Below are 16,677 nucleotides of genomic sequence, written 5' to 3' on the forward strand. Positions count from 1 at the left end.
TCCCGGACCTACTGGTTATTCCCGCCAGTGGCGTCTGCGGGAAAGGCCAACTGCAACAACGTAATCGGTCGAGACCCAGCAGGTCGCATATCCGCGTCGTCGAGCCGTTCCAGGTACGGCTGCGTCAATTCCTGGAACTTCGTACCCAGCTCGGTCAACTCGGCCGCCGTCAGGTGCAGTACCGTATCGCCGAACCGAGCGGCTTCCTGCCAGTCGGCCGGCTCCTCGGCGCGGGTCCGAATCCAACGCGCCATGAGTTCGAAATACCGCTCGGCGACGGCCAATTCGAGCGCCTCCGTCGCGGCCGCCGCCGCGGGATCGGTGGTGCGTGCCTCCCAACTGGTGAACACCGCGGTGGCCCGCCACGGCTTCTCCCGCCCACGCCCGCCCCCGGCCTCCTCCACCAGCCCGTACTTCGCCAGCTGTCGCAGGTGAAACGAGCAGCCGGCCACACTTTCCCCGATCGCATCCGCCGCCCGAGTCGCCGTCATCGGCCCCTCCCGCCGCAATAGCCCGACCAGCGCCAGCCGCGTCGGATGCGCGTAAGCACGCAGCGCCCGCGGATCGGTCAGCCGGATTGAGCTGGGCAAATGTTGATCAGCCACCATCTAAAGATATCTTTAGAAAGGTTTCTTTACAAGCAATTCGGGGAGTCGGTCGCGACTCCGGCGCGGGGGCGAGCGGATCTGTCGGTCCTCGATGCCAGACTCTGGGGCATGAGATGGGCGCTGGCCGAAGCGGAGGAGGGGGGTGCGCGTCTGTGTCCGCTCGATCAGGACGGTCATCCGGCGGGGCCGGTGCTGCACGAGCCCTCGCTGGCCGAGGCGGTGCGCTCGCGTCCGGAGGTCGATCGGTGGGTGTGGCGGTCCACGGCGGAGATCTACCGGACGCTGCTGGCGGCCGGTGTGCGGGTGGATCGGTGCTACGACGTGCAGGCCGCCGAGTCGCTGCTGATCGGCCACGAGGAGGGGCAGTCGGGTCAGCCGCGCTCGCTGGCGGCCGCGTGGGCGCGGCTGCACAACCTGCCCGTCCCGCTGGACGCGCCCGCCCGGGCCGCCGAGACCCAGCCGTCGCTGTTCGAGTCCGGTCCGGTCCCGCTGCCGCCCGGAACGGACGAATTCACCGCCCTGCTGCAGGTTTACGCGGGTCAGGTGGCGCGCACGGCGAAAACCGAATACCCGGACCGCATGCGGTTGCTGGTCGCGTCCGAGTCGGCGGGCATGCTGGTGGCCACGGAGATGCATCGGGCCGGGGTCCCGTGGCGCGCGGACGTGCACCGCGAACTGCTGGACAAGATGCTGGGCGAACGCTTTCCCGGCAGTTCGGAACCGCGCAAGATGGCGGAGCTGGCCGACGAGGTGTCGCGAGCGCTCGGCGTGCGCGTCCGGGCCGACCTTCCGCAAGACATCATCAAAGCCTTTGCCCGAGCCGGCATCCTGTTGTCCTCCACTCGAAAATGGGAGCTCCAGCGGATCGATCATCCGGCCGTCGCGCCGCTGCTGGCCTACAAATCGCTGTACCGCCTGCACACCGCCAACGGCTGGGCCTGGCTCGAACAGTGGGTGCACGACGGCCGGTTCCGGCCCGAATACCTGCCCGGTGGAACGGTTACCGGCCGCTGGACGACCAATGGTGGTGGCGCACTACAGATTCCGAAGGTGGTACGACAAGCGATCCGCGCGGACCCCGGCTGGACCCTGGTCGTCGCGGATGCCGATCAGATGGAGCCGCGGGTACTGGCCGCGGTGTCGCGTGATCCCGGGCTGATGGAGGTCGCGGGCCGCGGCGACGACCTGTACGCGGACCTGGCCGCCCGCGCCTTCGGCGGCGACCGCGACCAAGCCAAAATCGCCCTGCTGGGCGCCATTTACGGTCAGACCTCCGGCGACGCGCTCACCCACATGGCCGAGCTGCGCCGCCGGTATCCGGCCGCGATCGCCTACGTCGACGACGCGGCGCACGCCGGGGAGGAGGGCCGCCTGGTCCGCACCTGGATGGGCCGCACCTGCACGCCGGTGTCCGTCGCGCCGCCCGACGAGGCGGACCTGCCCCAGGAGGAAGTCCGATACGGTACCGCCGCGGCACGCGCTCGCGGTCGGTTCACCCGCAACTTCGTGGTGCAGGGCAGCGCCGCCGACTGGGCGCTGCTGGTGCTGGCCGGCCTGCGCCACGCGATGCACACCGCCGGCCTTCGCGCCGAACTCGTCTTCTTCCAGCACGACGAGGTCATCGTGCACTGCCCGGCCGAGGAGGCCGCGCAGGTCGCGGAGATGATCGCCGCCGCGGCCGACAACGCGGGCCGGATCGCGTTCGGGCCCACGCCGGTGCGATTTCCGTTCACCACAGCGATCGTGGAGTGCTACTGGGACGCCAAATGATCGCGGGCTCCCGGAGCCGACGGAACGGCCGGTTGACCATGCCGCAGCGGCATGGTTTTGACTGGGTTCGATGTCCGGCACCCTAGTGCCGGCAACTCCGATTCCTGAGGGGGCAGTCGTGGCGTGGAGTACTCGTCAGCTAGCCGATCTGGCCGGCACGAGCGTGCGGGCGGTGCGGCACTATCACGAGGTCGGGCTGCTCAACGAACCCGAACGACGGTCGAACGGCTACAAGAGTTACGGCGTCGCGCACCTGGTGCGGCTGCTGCGGATCAAACGCCTGACCGATCTCGGGTTCTCGCTGGCCCAGATCGCCGAGATGGGCGAGGCCGCCGAACATCCCGAACAGGCCCTGCGCGCCTTGGACACCGAGCTCGCGGCGAGCATCGAACGCATGCAACGCATTCGGGTCGAGCTGGCCCAGACCCTGCAGCAGGCCGCACCAACCGATCTGCCGCCCGCGCTGGCCCAGGCGGCCGCGCACGCGGACCTGTCCGACGCCGATCGCGCGTTCGTCGTCGTGCTGGCCCGGGTGCTCGGCCCGGCAGGCATCGACGCGTATATCGAGATGCTCCAGACCTACAAGGCAGACCCCGCCGCCGTCGAGTTCGACAACCTGCCCGCCGACGCCGACGCGCAGACCCGCCGAAACCTGGCCGCGCGGATGGTGCCACAGGTCCGGACGATGCTCACCAAGCATCCGAATCTGCTGAACCCGTATGTCGACGCGCCCCGCGGCGCGCGGTATGCCTGGCAGGCGGCGGAGGTGGCGGTGAACGATCTCTACAACCCGGCCCAGATCGATGTGCTGGCCCGCGTCGGCGAGGAGATCGAGGCCTCGCCCGAGCCCGGCTGGGCATGAGCGCAAGCGCGAACGACGCCGCGGCCGCCCTCGCGCCGAGGGCGGCCACGACCTGCGTTAAGCGCCGAACCAGTGGGTGAGCGCGTCGCGCAGCGTGCGCACCGCGGTTTCGACGGGTTCGTCGATCGTTGCGGCCCAGGCGATGTGCGCGTCCGGGCGGATCAGTAGCGCGTCGGCCGGGCGGTCACCGGTTTTCGCGGTCCGGATGTCGACGCGGTCCTGCCACTCGCGGGCGACCTCCCGGAACTCCGGACGATCCGCGAGGTCGAGCAGGACGGGGCGGGCACCGCGCAGGAGTCCCGCGACACTGGTGACGCCGGCATCGGTGTGCAGGGTGAGGTCGGGCGCGAACGTGCCGGTCAACGGGTGGTGTTCGGAACCGGGCATCGGATAGCGGATATCGGCATGGCCGACCAGCTCGCCCATGCGCCGCAACGCCGGCTCGTCGCTGACCAGTTCCTGGAACACCTGCCGCAGCGCGTCGGCGGCGAGATCGTCGCCGCGGCGCAACGCCACCTGTGCCCGCGTTTGCAGCATGGCGCGGGCGCCGGCGAGGTGGCGTTCGTCGTGATAGGTGTCGAGCAGGCCGTCCGGCGCCCAGCCGTTGATCGCCGCGCCCAGCTTCCAAGCCAGGTTGACCGTGTCGAGCATGCCGACATTGATCGCCGTGCCGGTGGCGGGGAACAGGTGGGCCGCATCGCCGGCCAGCATGATCCGCCCGTCCCGGTATCGCTCGGCCTGCCGGTCCTTGAAGGTGTAGCGCGACAGCCGAATCGGCTCGCCCAGCGGCAGCTCCGCGCCGAGCACCCGGCGAGCGCTGGCCGCGACCTCGGCGATGGTCAGCGGTTCGTCGTCGTCGTATTCGGTCGATTCGTCCTCGGTGGTCTGCATGGACCACACACCGTCCATGATCGCGAACGCGAACACGCCGCGGTCGGTCCGGGTGAAACCGGAAGCGACGCGGCCCAACCCGGGGACCTCGATGTCGCCGTTGTCCAGCACCGTCACCGTATCCGGCACGGTGACCTGGGCCAGCCGGTTGACCTCCGGATAGGTGGTGCCGGGGAAGGGAATTGCGGCCAGCTCGCGGATCCGGCTGCGTCCACCGTCGCAACCGACCAGGTAGCGGGCGGTCACCTGATGGGTTCCGTCCGGTCCGCGCACGTCCGCGGTCACCGTGTCCTCGTCCTGGCGCACCCCGACCACCTCGTGCCCGCGCCGGATCTCCGCGCCGAGTTCGCGAGCATGCTCGTCGAGCAGGCGCTCGATCTCCCGCTGCGGGATCGGCAACGCGTGCATCGGCACATCGGCCATGCCGGTGAAGTCCAAATAGATGTTGCCGAACGGGAATCGGGGCGCGAGGTGCGGATCGCTGCTGATCGCCTCGAACCGGTCCAGCAGGCCGCGGTAACGCAGCAGGTCCAGGATTCGACCGCCGATGCCACTCGCCTTCGGGGTGTCGCGCCGCTGCGACTGCCGTTCCAGTACCAGCGAACGCACTCCGGCCAGGCGCAACTCACCGGCCAGCATCAGGCCACTCGGGCCCGCGCCCACGATGATCACGTCGGTGTCGGTCACTCAAACTCCCATTTACGCAGGTTCTGGCTAACGGCGGATGAGTATGCCGCACGGCCCGGGTCTTGCGGCAAGTCCCCTGGTGCGCTATATGTTGGGAGCGGAAAGGGTAGGGATTCGAACTTCCGGCAATCTATTGGCAAGGGCGCGAACGGATCTGCTCACACCAGCGCGGCCCGTCCTTGGGCGTATTCGATGAGGGTCTCGACGTAGTTCGACGTGTCCGGGTCTACGCGGCACGCACGGAGTCGGGTCACCGCGTCATCCAGTTCCGGTCCCGGCCCACGATCGGCGAGCAGGACGACGATCGCCTCCCGGGTCGCGAACTGCGGGTCCGGGTCGGCCAGCAGTTCATCGAGGTATCCGTCGGGCTCCAATAGTCGAAGTGCCCGGCGTGCGTAGGTGTGCACGCGCTTGGGCAGCTCGGCTCGGATGGTGTCGACGTCCGCTTGCAGCGCGTGCCCGCCGGGTAGGTCCGGGTCGACCCGCAGCGACCACTGCTCGGTCAGGTTCGCCGGTAGGCCGCGCTCGGTGAGCAGGCCGGGACCGCTCGCCCGCTCGATCGGCACGGGGGCCAGGCCCGACTGCTCGTTGCGCCAGTTACGGAACTCCCACCAGGCGAGCGGCGTCGCGCTCAGGCACAACCCGAACCGGAGCACCTGCTGCCCGTCGGTCCAGGTGCGCTGCGTCCGGGTGCGCCCGACGGATGCCAGGCCACCCGGCACCTCCCGCAACCACAAACCCTCCGAGCCCTCGAAACCATAGGGCAGCAGCAGCTTGCCCGCATCGCGCGTCAGCCGGCGCAGCGCCGAGTCCATTCCGACCATGTCAGCAGGCTAGCGGTACCCGCCGACATAATCGGATCAGTGTGCATCGCACCGTGTTTCGCGGTATTCGGAGGACACCGTTGCGGCTTACTTCGATTCCACCCGGCCGAGCGGGTCGGCGTCCGCCGTCAGCGCGTCCCGCGCCGCCTGCCACGCGGCATCACCCGGGAAGAACTCGCTACGCAGGTAGGCCCAGGTGAGTCGCTGGACCGCGGCCACGCGCGCCGGATTCTCGTCGGTGGTCTCGGCGACGTCGTAGCCCGAGATCCCGCCGAGCCCGTGCTCCGCGCCGAAGAGGGTGAGCAGGGACTTGGGGCCGGGGGCGAGGAAGTACGGATCGGTGTGCCAATCCGGACCGTCGACGGTCAGATGCGCCGAAGCGTCTTTGTCGCCCGCGACCACCAGCGTCGGTGTCCGCATCTCGGCGAAGTCCGTGGTCGAGAAGAACGGATAGTTCCGCGTGACGAACTCGGTGAGGGCATCGCCACCCCGGCCGGGCGCGGCCAGCAACACACCCGCCGTGATGCGCGGATCGGCGAGGTTCACCTCGGTTCCGTTGTCCGTGAGCCGCGCGCCCAGCAGCAGGCTCGCGGTGTGCCCACCCATCGAGTGCCCGGCGACGGCGACCTTGCTGTGGTCGAGCCGTCCGCGGAGTTGCGGCACGGCGGATTCGAGCACGTTCAGCTGGTCGAGGATGTGCGTCATATCCTCCGCGCGGGACCGCCAATACATCGGTGCCCCAGGGGTATCGGGGTCCAACCGCAAAGTCGAGGAACTCAGGTGGGTGGGCTGGATGACGACGAAACCGTGTGCCGCCCAGTAATTGACCAGGGGCGCATAGCCGTTCAAGGAGGAGAGATTGTTCGAGTGCCCCTGACCATGCGAGAGCAGGATGATCGGCAGGTCGCCGCCGGTCGTGGGGGCGGATACGCGCAATTGCAGGTCGACGGGGCGTCCGGAAACCGTCAGCGTTATCGGACTGACCGAGAGGACGGGGGTCTGGCCGAAGTTGTTCTCGCTCATGAGTTGTCTTTCCGCTCGATGACCGTAGCCGATTCTGTTCGGCCACTGCCGTTTTCGGAAGGGGCAGGGTTGGCGGCATTTAATCGGAACGCCGCTCCGATTAATATACGGAGCGCCGTTCCGCTTTGTCAACGGCCGCTTCGCTCACCGAGGCAGCGGATCCGCCCCGACCATCCGCGTCCCGTTCGCTGCCGAGAGCCGAACCATCCGGAAACCCGCCCGCGCCATCGCCTGCTCGTAATCCTGAATAGCCGCCGTCACCGGACGACCGGCACCGACCTCGGCCAGCGCCGCCGCGAGGGCGGCACCGTCCCGGAGTGCGATATTCGCGCCCGCCCCGGCGGCCGGACTCATCGCATGGATCGCGTCCCCGAGCAGCGTCACACGCGACGCGGGCCACTGCGGAAGGGGCACGCCGCTGCGCACGCGGATCGCGAAAATGCTTGACGGAGTGCAGCTCTCGACGATCCCGGTCAGCAACGGATGCCAACCGGCGAGTTGCTCCAGCACCAGCGCGCGCAGTTCCGCACCCGACGCCGCACTCAGTTCGGCATCGGACAGACCGAGCCGTTCGACGCGGCGGCCGAACATCACGGCGAGGGCGTCCGCTACCGGTTCGACCTCGGGCGCCAGCCGGGCAGCGGCCGCATCCGGTCGTTCGCGAAACCTACCGGATCACGCCATCGCTGGTAATCGCATCGGCTCGGTGACGTTCCAGTTGGCGGGCACGTCGCGCATGAGCAGGGTGCAGTCGAGAGTCGCACTGCCGCTGGGGAATCGGGCAGGGTCGTCGAAGAAGGTCGAGCGGACGGCGTGGGTGTGGGCCGGGTGGACCTGCCAGGCGTCGGTGGACAACTCGAGTCCGTCGAGCCGGGTGCCGTCGCGGCTGGCCGAGTAACCGACGCGGCCCTCGCGGAAGAAATCCGACGCGGCGCGCAGATGCGGGAACAGCATGCTCCCGCCGAATTCGCCGACGGTGCGCACATCTACGCTGACCCGGGTCGAATTGTCGCGGGTCGTGTAAGCGACGTGCAGATCGCGTTCGCTCTCCACGACGTCGAAGCGGGCGAAACTGTGCACGCCGGGGAACAATCGCCCGCCGAGCGCCACATTCAACGATGACCCGCTGTCCCGCCGCGGAATATAGACACCGCTCTCGACTCCGTCCGGACCGTCCCATTCGACGGCGATCCGATGCGCGGCATTCTCGCTGCGCACCCCGACCGCACTCGGCAGCCCGACCGGACGCACCTGGCCGAGCCGGACCAGGCAGATCCCCGCGACCGCCCAGTCGTTCGCCAGATGCGGTCGCAGCGGCGCGGGCAACATACCCGCGACCACTTCGGGCTCGACGCGATAATTGATCAGCAGTCGTCTTTCGATGATGCTCGAAATCTGCGGCATCATGGCGCAATTCCTCTCCCGGGGCCGGCTGCGCCGCTGCTGCGGTGGATCCCGAACCCCTCCGATTCCGACCGTACTCACAATCCCGGGCGCCGGCTCCGAGACCTTCGTCGCACTCCGCCGGAAACGCCGGAGGGCGGGGACCGATACCGGTCCCCGCCCTCCGTCACCGCACGTGAAAGCGCGCGGCAATCAATCAGCCCAGACGAGCCTCGATCGCCTCGATGATCCGCGGCCGCAGCTCGGCCGCACTGATCACGGCATCGACCGAGCCGACCTCGACCGCGCGGTGGATGTTGTGCACCTTGTCGAACTCCGCGGCGACCTCGCTCAGCTTCTCCGTGCGCACCGACGACCTGGTCTCGTCGAGTTCGGCGGTCAGCGTCGCGCGGTCGGTGCCGGACGCGTTCGCGGCCCGCGCCGCCAGGTCCCGCACCCGGGCATCGTTCGCGGTGCGCCGGTTGACATCACCGGCGAACACCACCGCGGCGGCGGGGGCGCCACCGAGCACCGAGGCGAACGAACCCTCCAGCGCGAGCACGGTCATGTTCGGGTTCAGCTGCTTGGAGAACACCACGAACGCGCCACCGTGGTACCGCGAGATCACGCAGAACACAATGGGCCCTTGGAAGTTCACGATCGCGCGGCCGATCTCGGCGCCGTACTCCAGCTGCAACTTCTTCATCGACTCGGGCGAGCCGTCGAAGCCGGACAGGTTGGCCAGCACCACCAGCGGCCGATTTCCGCTGGCCCCGTTGATGGCCCGCGCCGCCTTCTTCGACGACTGCGGGAACAGCGTGCCCGCCGTGTAGGTATCGGGTCCGTCGGTGGCCGGGAAGCCACGCCGCGGCACGCCCCTGGACTCGATGCCCAACAGGCACACCGGAATACCGCCGACGTGCGCGTCTTGGACAACCGCGGTCTCGGCGTCGGCCATGCCCGCCCAGCGCTCCAGCACCGCGTGGTCCTGGTCGGACACCGCGCGCATGACGGACCGAATATCGAAGGGCTTCTTGCGATCCGGGTTCGCCGTCGCGGAGAAGATCTCGCCGACGGTACGGAAGTCGCTGTCCGCCAGCATGTGCGGGAAGTCGGAGATATCGCGATCGATGGGATCGGTGGTCTGCGACCGCCGCGGCGTCTGCTCGCCGGGTGCGATGTAGGTGTGGTCGTAGTGCGCCATCAGCACGTCGCGCGCCGCAGCCAGATCCGGTGCCCAGTACTGGGCTTGGCCGTTCGGGCCCATCACGCGGTCGTAGCCGCCGATACCGAAGTTGTCCTCGGCCGACACACCGCCGGAGAAGTCCAGCGCCTGCTTGCCGGTGAGCACCATCGCGGAGTCCGGCGTCATCACCAGGATGCCCTTGGTGTGCATGAGCATCGTCGCCTCGGCGTTCCAGTACGGCTGCGCGCCGACGTTGATGCCGGCGACCACGATGTTGATTTCGCGCCCGTCCTGGGTGAATTCGACGATCCGCTTGAGCGCGGCCGCCACCCAGTCCATGTTCTCGGTGCCGGACTCCATGGAGATCCGGGCGCCGGAGGACAGCGCGTACCACTCCAGCGGCACCTGCATCTGCTCGGCCAGGTCCAGCGCCGCGATGATCCGTCGGCACTCCGGCTCTGACAGCGCGCCAAGGGATTTCGTCGGATCGCCGAGCAGCACCACCCGGCTGATGCCCTCCGGGTACTGTTTCGTCGGCGTGTTGACCACACCGACGACGATTGCCGCGGTGTTGCGCCCCTTCGGCCGGTCGACCGGCACCAGCGTGTAGTCGGGAGCGAGGTCGTACTCGTCGAATTCGCCGAGCAGGCCGGTCAATTCGTACGGGTAGACGGTGCCGCGGCTGCTGGCCCGGAGCACCTTCTGCCGGTACTCGTCGAGCGGCTCGATCACGTCGTCGGTGCGCTCGCCGACGGTGACCTCGGTGGCGTCGAACCCGATGCGCACGGCGACCTTGGTCAGCTCGCCGGACTTCGGGTCGCGTTGACGCGCGATGAGCAGGATCTCCTCCAGCCCGGCACCCGCGGTGGTCGGGCGCACGTGGCGCACGACCGTCTCCAGCTCGGCCGGGGTGACGTCGATCGGCGGCCAGATGTACATCACGATGCGGTTGGTGTTGAACCGGTTCGCCGACGGCCGCATCGACTGCGCCCGCCGGATCGAGTCGAGGCAGGTCGCGATGGCGATCTCGGCGGTCGGCAGCGCGAGCAGCCTGCCGTCCTGCTCACGCAGCGCGGCCAGGTCCCGCACCTGGGCGAACGCGATGAGGCGCTCGTCGGACGGGTTCTCCTTGGCGACGCAGCGGAACAGGTACACCTCTTCGTCGTCGGAGGACGGCAGGCGGGTGAGGTCGAACTTGCGCAGCCGCTGCATCTGCATCCGCTGCGCGATGTACGGGTGCAGGCCGCGGATCAGGCGCTCCTCGGCCATGCCGGTGGCCGACGGACGGAAGGTGAAGTGGTGGTGCATGACCGCGCCGCCGCTGCCCGCGACCGCGACGGTGATCCGGTGCACCTGACTCGGCAGCGGGTACCCGCCGAGCACCTCGTGCAACGCCGACGCCATCGCGTCGAAGTCCGCGGGCTGCTTCTCCCAGCTGAGGTAGATGTCGGCGTCGATGGACGCGGCGCCGCCCCTGGCGAGCTCGGTGAGCCCGTTCAGCACGGTGTCGAGCGCGTCGAACCGCACGGCCGCCGAAACCAGGCTCAGGCCACGGCGTTCGGCGATCACGAAGGTGCAGCCGGCCACCTCGCGGGTGTGCACGTCGCTGAGGCCCTTGTTGCCGTAGTAGCGCCGGGTCAGCACCTCCAGCATGACCGTGTTGTCCCGGTTGCCGCGGACCAGGCGCTGACCGAGCAGCCGCACCAGCGGCTCGGTGCTGCGCACCATCTCGGAGATGCGCTCGGCCCGGTCCGGCGGGCCCTGGTGCGCGTCGAGGTAGCGCAGGTGCTTGCGGATGTTGGTGTAGACGCGGGCGCGGTTGCGCCGCAGCAACGGCTGGCCGTACCAGGCGTAGACCAGGCCGCGCGCGAGATCGGCGATCACCGGGACGCGGACCTGGGTGGCCGCGACGAGCCGCTCCAGGGCCAGGCCGACCGGCTCGCGCAGCGCGCGATCCGGCATCGGCTCCTGCAGCCATTCGCGCAGCAGCGTGGTGATGACGGTGACCGTGTCGGACGGACGCTGCTGGGCGAGGAAGATCCGGAAGACCGCGGCCTCGAGTTCGGGGGTGCGGTCCAGTTCGGTCACGCCGTAGTGGCGCAGCGCGTTGGCGAGCTTGGCCTGGAACGAGGCCGGCAGGCCCGCCCGTTCCACGTCGAGGCTCTGCAAGTAGGTGTGGAAGTACTCGCGCGCGCTGTGCACGTGGCTGTGGCTGCCGTCGTCCTCGGACGAGCGGTTCTGGCTCAGCTCCGCGAGGTCGGCGAACACCTCCATGAGCTCGAGTTCCTCGGCGAGCGGCCGGCGGCCGTCGGCGAGGGCGGCCCGGCGTGCGGTGAGGTAGTCGCTGAGCACGCGGCTGTCGTCGTGCGGGTCGACATCGTAGCCGAGCAGCAGGCTGCGCAGGTCTTCCTGGCCGCGGGCGGTGCGCTCGTGCGGCTGGACCTGGGCGGGCCCGACCGGCAGGTCGAGTTCGACCGACCCGGTCGCGGCCTCCGCCTCGGCTTCGTCGCCGTCGCCGAGCGGCTCGAGCCACATCATCGGCGCGCCGGTCTCCACCTGGCTGCCGACGGAGACGGCGCATTCCTTGACTCGCGCCTTGAACGGCGCGCGCAGCACCGTCTCCATCTTCATGCTCTCCAGCACCAGGATCGGCGCGCCGGCCTCGACCTCGGCACCGACCTCGAGCGGCGTCGCGACGACCAGCGCGGGCGCGGGGGAGCGGACGACGCCGCCCTCGTCGCGGCTGATCCGGTGGGTCACGCCGTCGACGTCGACGAGGTGGACCGGGCCGTGCGTGCCGGTGGTCAGGCGATAGCGGGTGCCGTTGACCATGATCTGGCCGGTATGCCGGTCGAAACGCTCGAGATCGACGTCGGCGGTACGGATGTCGCCGGCCGCCTCGATGCCGATCCGGAACCGGTGCGCGCCGATGCGCGCGACGCGTACCCGGTAGCCGGTGCCGCGCAGCTTGAGGTCGAGCGGCCGGCCGCTCTCGTGCTGGACCTGCGGACGCCCGCCGGACGCGGTGGACAGCAGTCGATGCTGTTCGGCGCGCTCGTCTTCTTCGTAGGCGTCGATGGCCGCCGCGGCGAGCGCGATGGCGGAGTGCCGGTGCGAGACGAGGCGGCCCTCGGCGCGGACGCGGTCGATCCAGCCGGTGTCGGCGCTGGCGTCGATCACCTCGGGCTGATTCAGCAGGTCGAGCACGAAGCTCTTGTTGGTCGCGCCGCCCTCGATGATCACCCGGGTCTGCGCGACCGCGCGACGCAGCCGGCCGAGCGCCTGCTCGCGGTCGGCGCCGTACGCGATGATCTTGGCGATCATCGAGTCGAAGTCGGCCGGAATCGTGTCGCCCTCGCTGACGCCGGTGTCGACGCGGATGCCCGGCCCGGCGGGCAGGTTCAGTCGCGCGATGCGGCCGGGGGCCGGAGCGAAGTCGCGGTCGGGGTCCTCGGCGTTGAGCCTGGCCTCGATGGCGTGTCCGCGCTCGACGGGCATCTCGCCCTCGAGCCGTCCGCCGGAGGCCACGTGCAGCTGGGCCCGGACCAGGTCGAAACCGGTGGTGTACTCGGTGATCGGGTGCTCGACCTGGAGGCGGGTGTTGACCTCGAGGAAGGCGAACAGCTGATCGCCGGGGTGGTAGAGGAACTCGACGGTCGCCGCGCCGCGGTAACCGACCGCGATCGCCAGCCGCTCGGCCGAGGCCTTGAGGTCGGCGGCCTGCTCGGCGCTGAGCACCGGCGACGCCGATTCCTCGATGACCTTCTGGTTGCGCCGCTGCACCGAGCAGTCGCGGACGCCGAGCGCCCACGCCGTGCCCTGGCCGTCCGCGATCACCTGCACCTCGACGTGCCGGGCGCCGGTGACCAGGCGCTCCAGGAACACGACGCCGCTGCCGAACGCGCGCGCGGCTTCCTGCCGGGTGCGCTCGTAGGCGTCGACCAGGTCGGCGTCGTTGGTGACCACGCGGATGCCGCGCCCGCCACCACCGGCGGTCGCCTTGAGCATCAGCGGGTAGCCGATCTCGGCCGCGGCGGTCATGGCGGCCTCCACGGTCTCGACCGCGCCGCGGCTCCACGGCGCGACCGGCACGCCGACCTCTTCGGCGATCAGCTTCGCGCCGATCTTGTCGCCGAGCTTGCGCATGGCATCCGGGCTGGGGCCGATGAAGGTGACGCCGATCTGCTCACACAGCTCCGCGAACGCCGGATCTTCCGCGACGAAACCCCAGCCGACCCACGCCGAGTCGGCGCCGGTCGCGATCAGCGCCTGTTCCAGCGCTTTCAGGTCCAGGTACGGACGCGCGGACGCGGGGCCGAGGTCATAGGCGATGTCGGCCTCGCGCACGAACGTCGCGTTCCGGTCGACGTCGGTGTACAGGGCGACGGTTTCGATCGGACGCGCGGTTGCCGCGGCCAAATCTCGGACGGCGTGGATGAGGCGCATAGCGGCCTCTCCCCGGTTCACGATGGCGATGCGGCTGAACACTCGCCGACTCCTTCCTCTCCTGAGCGCTGGCCCGGACGACGGGCGAGGGGTTGCAACTCTCGGTCCCGCGTAGTGTGCACCTCTTATCCAAATATGTGCACAGCGAACGGGTGTTACCGGCCCGTAGCGTGAAATTGCCTATCGCCACCGGGTCCGGCAGGTGACCTGTGCGTCGAACCGAGGGGTCGGTCCCGACGAATGAATCACTTTGCGTACAAACAGTATCGACCCTCGATCGAGGATTCGTCTCGTGGTCGTCCAGCTGAGGCGCGATCATGGTGCGAAGGGGAAGTATTTCTGTTCATCCTGCTGTCCGTGAGGCTGCCGTGCTGGGCCTGCGTCCCATCCCGGACCGCGGTGACCACAGATCGCGTTGGGACATGCCTGGTGAGTCAGGTGCGCCTGCTCCCGGAGATGATCGATAGTGCTGAGCGCGTCGGGTGGGGTCCCCGACCTACTCACGCAGTTGGTATGGGCAACGCGGGAGTTCCAGCGTGGTCATCGGGTTGTGGTCCGGTTCAAAGAAGCTGGTCCGGTTCAAAGAGGCTGGTCCGGTTCAAAGAGGCTGGTCCGGTTCAAAGAGGCTTGGGAAGAGAGAGGGTCAGTGGTGGTTCGGTGATTGCGGCGAGTCATGGTCGTCCTAGCCCGGACCGCAGCGACCAGGTGCCGCGGGCGGCGGGCCGCGCTGAACCTGTTCTCAATGTGTACCCGGAGGGCCAGCGCGAATCAGGGGCGAGATGGCCTGGTGAAGGGTTTCGCACATAGGTCACCTCACCGCGGATAGCGCTATAAGCCCGCCGCCCGCAGACCAAGCGACAGATAGGTTCGACCTCGCACACCCGCTTCATCTTTCGCATACCCCGCAGCCCGCTAACAGGTATGCGAAGGATGAAGCAGGTTTGCGAAGAAGTCTCGAGAACGCAACCACAGCCGGATAACCACGCTGGAACGCGACGCCGCGTGCTCGACATGCGCCTAAAGCCGGGTACGGCAGGCGACGTGCTCAGCACTACTTCAGTGAAAAGCTGGGTAGGTCTTCAGCTTTCTCTCGTCAGGTCGCGTTGGGACATGCCGGAGGTATACCTGGCAATCAGGTGCGCCTGCTCCCCGAGATGATCGATAGTGCTGAGCGCGTCAGGTGGGGTCCCCGACCTACTTACGCAGTTGGCATGGGCGACGCGGAAGTTCCAGCGTGGTCATCGGCTTGTGGTCCGGTTCGAAGACGCTTGGGAAACGAGGGGTCGGGTGAGCGGTCCGGTGATTGCCGTGTGTCGCGTGGTAGTTCGGCGGTCGGGGTGAGGCGCGTGGTGGTTCGGGAGTGGGGGTGAGGCGCGTGGTAGTTGGGGAGTGGGGGTGAGGCGCATGGTGGTTCGGGTGCTTTGATGTTCGGCGAGCACGCCGATTGGGCCGAGCACCAGCACCGGGAACAGGCTGATGCCCGCTATTGGCGGTCGGAGTGGGTTAAATGGCCGGCCCCGCTCATCGAGTCGAGTCAAAAGGTCGTTCGCGTTCATCGAGTCGAGTCAAATGGCTGCTGTAGAAGATCAACTCGCGACCTTTTGACTCGACTCGATGGTTTGAGTGGCGGCCAGGGGGTTGGTGCCGCGGCACCAACCGGTGCCGAGCGGATTCTGGTGTCCCGGAGCGGTGGCATTGCGTTCCGGCAAGCGTGGAGCAACTGGGGAACGGTGCATTGTGCCGAATTGGCTGCGCCGATACTGTGCGGCTATGAGCGACTCTCGGTACCGCCGCGGTCTCGCGCGACCGCTGTTCCTGTCCGCTGTGGTCGTCGCGCTGCTGCTCGCCACTGCGGCCTGTGGCGGGACGGGCGAAAGTCATTCCGCGCCGGAAACTCCGGCGGCGGCCACCAGTGTCGAGGTGAACCAGACCGGTGGATTCGCCGGTGTCACCCAGGTCTATACCGTCGACGAGACGGTCGACAATCCGCGCCGCGGGGCGTTGTTCGAGATGGCGGCCGCTCCGGATTTCCGGACGCTCACCGACGCGTACACCGGTCCGAACGACTGCCGCGACTCCTATCAGTACGCGGTGACCGTCACCTACCGCGACGGCACCACCAAGAGCGTCAGCACCGACGAATGCAATGAGTCACCCAAGGTGCTGACCGACATCATCGCGCTCACCAAGGAAATCGGCCGCCGCAGCTGAGGTCCGGTGTCGGTCGTTCGGATGACTTGTCCGCCCATTTCGCCGGTCGCAAACTTGATTGATGTCAAGCGCGGCCGATGCTGAATTCGAATCCATGGTCCGGGGATATCTCGTGGCCCGCGCGGACGGCTTCCCGCAATCACCCAGCGCAATAGTCGCGCTAGCCAAGGGGATCGCACGCAACGGCGGCGACCCCATCCGCCTGCTGTCCGGACTAGACGTATTCGCCGACCAGTTGGGTGAATACGCGGCGATCGTAGACCTCAGGGCTCAGATCGAGGCCCAGGAGAATGCACAGGCCCCGCCGAGCATGGTCGAATGATCCGAGTGGCGCCGGAGAACACCGACGCCGCCCGCTGCGAGTCGTTCCAGGACGCACCCGCCGACCGCGTTTCGCCAAGGGGATGGCGCGTAACGGCGGCGATCCCATCCGCCTGCTGTCCGGATTAAACGTATTCGCCTATCAGTTGGGTGAATACGAGGCGATTGTCGACCTCAAGGCCCGCATCGAGGCACAAGAGAACGCGCCGGTGCCGCCGAGCATGGTCGACTGATTCGAGTAATCACGGGGCACACCGAAACCGTCCGCGACGAGCAATTCCTCGATCGCCCGCCAACCGCGCCTGCGGTACCGCCACTGCCGCGCCCGCGCCACGCCCGCGTTCGCGTCATTGCCGCGCTTGCGCCACGCCCGCGTTCGCGTCATTGCCGCGCTTGCGCCACGCCCGCGTTCGCGTCATTGCCGCGCTTGCGCCACGCCCGCGTTCGCGTCATTGCCGCGCTTGC

The 16,677-nt window shown here is 68.5% G+C and carries 12 protein-coding genes; 5 read left to right on the forward strand and 7 right to left on the reverse strand.

Annotated elements, in window-relative coordinates:
- Positions 1-8: 8 nt before the first annotated feature.
- Entirely contained in the window at positions 9-605 is a 597-nt protein-coding gene (locus tag ACFYO1_RS33180) for a winged helix-turn-helix domain-containing protein (RefSeq protein WP_387239827.1), read from the reverse strand.
- 111 nt (positions 606-716) lie between these two features.
- Between ACFYO1_RS33180 and ACFYO1_RS33185 the strand changes: the two genes are divergently transcribed.
- Positions 717-2,378: a bifunctional 3'-5' exonuclease/DNA polymerase gene (locus ACFYO1_RS33185; RefSeq protein WP_387239830.1), complete on the forward strand. Its 1,662-nt coding sequence runs from the start codon at positions 717-719 to the stop codon at positions 2,376-2,378.
- A gap of 70 nt (positions 2,379-2,448) precedes the next feature.
- Complete coding sequence (locus ACFYO1_RS33190; protein ID WP_387239833.1) at positions 2,449-3,240, forward strand: MerR family transcriptional regulator; 792 nt, start codon at positions 2,449-2,451, stop codon at positions 3,238-3,240.
- Between the two features lie 57 nt (positions 3,241-3,297).
- Here the strand turns inward: ACFYO1_RS33190 and ACFYO1_RS33195 are convergent, their stop codons facing one another.
- The 6 genes from ACFYO1_RS33195 to ACFYO1_RS33220 form a co-directional block, all read right to left on the reverse strand.
- Positions 3,298-4,818, reverse strand: a complete 1,521-nt coding sequence (locus tag ACFYO1_RS33195; RefSeq protein ID WP_387239836.1) for an FAD-dependent monooxygenase — start codon at positions 4,816-4,818, stop codon at positions 3,298-3,300.
- Positions 4,819-4,976: 158 nt separating this feature from the next.
- Positions 4,977-5,642 (reverse strand): hypothetical protein, encoded by a 666-nt coding sequence (locus ACFYO1_RS33200; RefSeq protein WP_387239839.1) that lies wholly within the window; start codon positions 5,640-5,642, stop codon positions 4,977-4,979.
- An 87-nt stretch (positions 5,643-5,729) separates the two neighbouring features.
- The gene (locus ACFYO1_RS33205; protein ID WP_387239842.1) at positions 5,730-6,665 is read right to left on the reverse strand and encodes an alpha/beta hydrolase family protein; all 936 of its coding nucleotides are present in this window, start codon (positions 6,663-6,665) and stop codon (positions 5,730-5,732) included.
- A gap of 144 nt (positions 6,666-6,809) precedes the next feature.
- Positions 6,810-7,256: an FAD-dependent oxidoreductase gene (locus ACFYO1_RS33210; protein WP_387239845.1), complete on the reverse strand. Its 447-nt coding sequence runs from the start codon at positions 7,254-7,256 to the stop codon at positions 6,810-6,812.
- Between the two features lie 84 nt (positions 7,257-7,340).
- Entirely contained in the window at positions 7,341-8,072 is a 732-nt protein-coding gene (locus tag ACFYO1_RS33215) for a DUF2071 domain-containing protein (RefSeq protein ID WP_387239848.1), read from the reverse strand.
- Between the two features lie 193 nt (positions 8,073-8,265).
- A complete protein-coding gene (locus ACFYO1_RS33220; protein ID WP_387239851.1) occupies positions 8,266-13,722 on the reverse strand; it encodes a carboxyl transferase domain-containing protein in 5,457 nt (1,818 codons plus the stop codon).
- A gap of 1,728 nt (positions 13,723-15,450) precedes the next feature.
- Between ACFYO1_RS33220 and ACFYO1_RS33225 the strand changes: the two genes are divergently transcribed.
- From ACFYO1_RS33225 to ACFYO1_RS33235, 3 genes are all read left to right on the forward strand, one after another.
- Positions 15,451-15,891 carry a protealysin inhibitor emfourin gene (locus tag ACFYO1_RS33225; protein WP_387239854.1) on the forward strand — a complete coding sequence of 147 codons (441 nt, stop codon included), beginning with the start codon at positions 15,451-15,453 and terminating at the stop codon, positions 15,889-15,891.
- Between the two features lie 61 nt (positions 15,892-15,952).
- Positions 15,953-16,213, forward strand: a complete 261-nt coding sequence (locus ACFYO1_RS33230; RefSeq protein WP_387239857.1) for a hypothetical protein — start codon at positions 15,953-15,955, stop codon at positions 16,211-16,213.
- A gap of 82 nt (positions 16,214-16,295) precedes the next feature.
- Positions 16,296-16,445 carry a hypothetical protein gene (locus ACFYO1_RS33235; protein ID WP_387239860.1) on the forward strand — a complete coding sequence of 50 codons (150 nt, stop codon included), beginning with the start codon at positions 16,296-16,298 and terminating at the stop codon, positions 16,443-16,445.
- Positions 16,446-16,677 lie beyond the last annotated feature (232 nt).

Origin of the sequence: Nocardia sp. NPDC006044, assembly GCF_042871115.1 — a bacterium.
In the GTDB taxonomy this organism is placed as follows: Bacteria; Actinomycetota; Actinomycetes; order Mycobacteriales; family Mycobacteriaceae; genus Nocardia.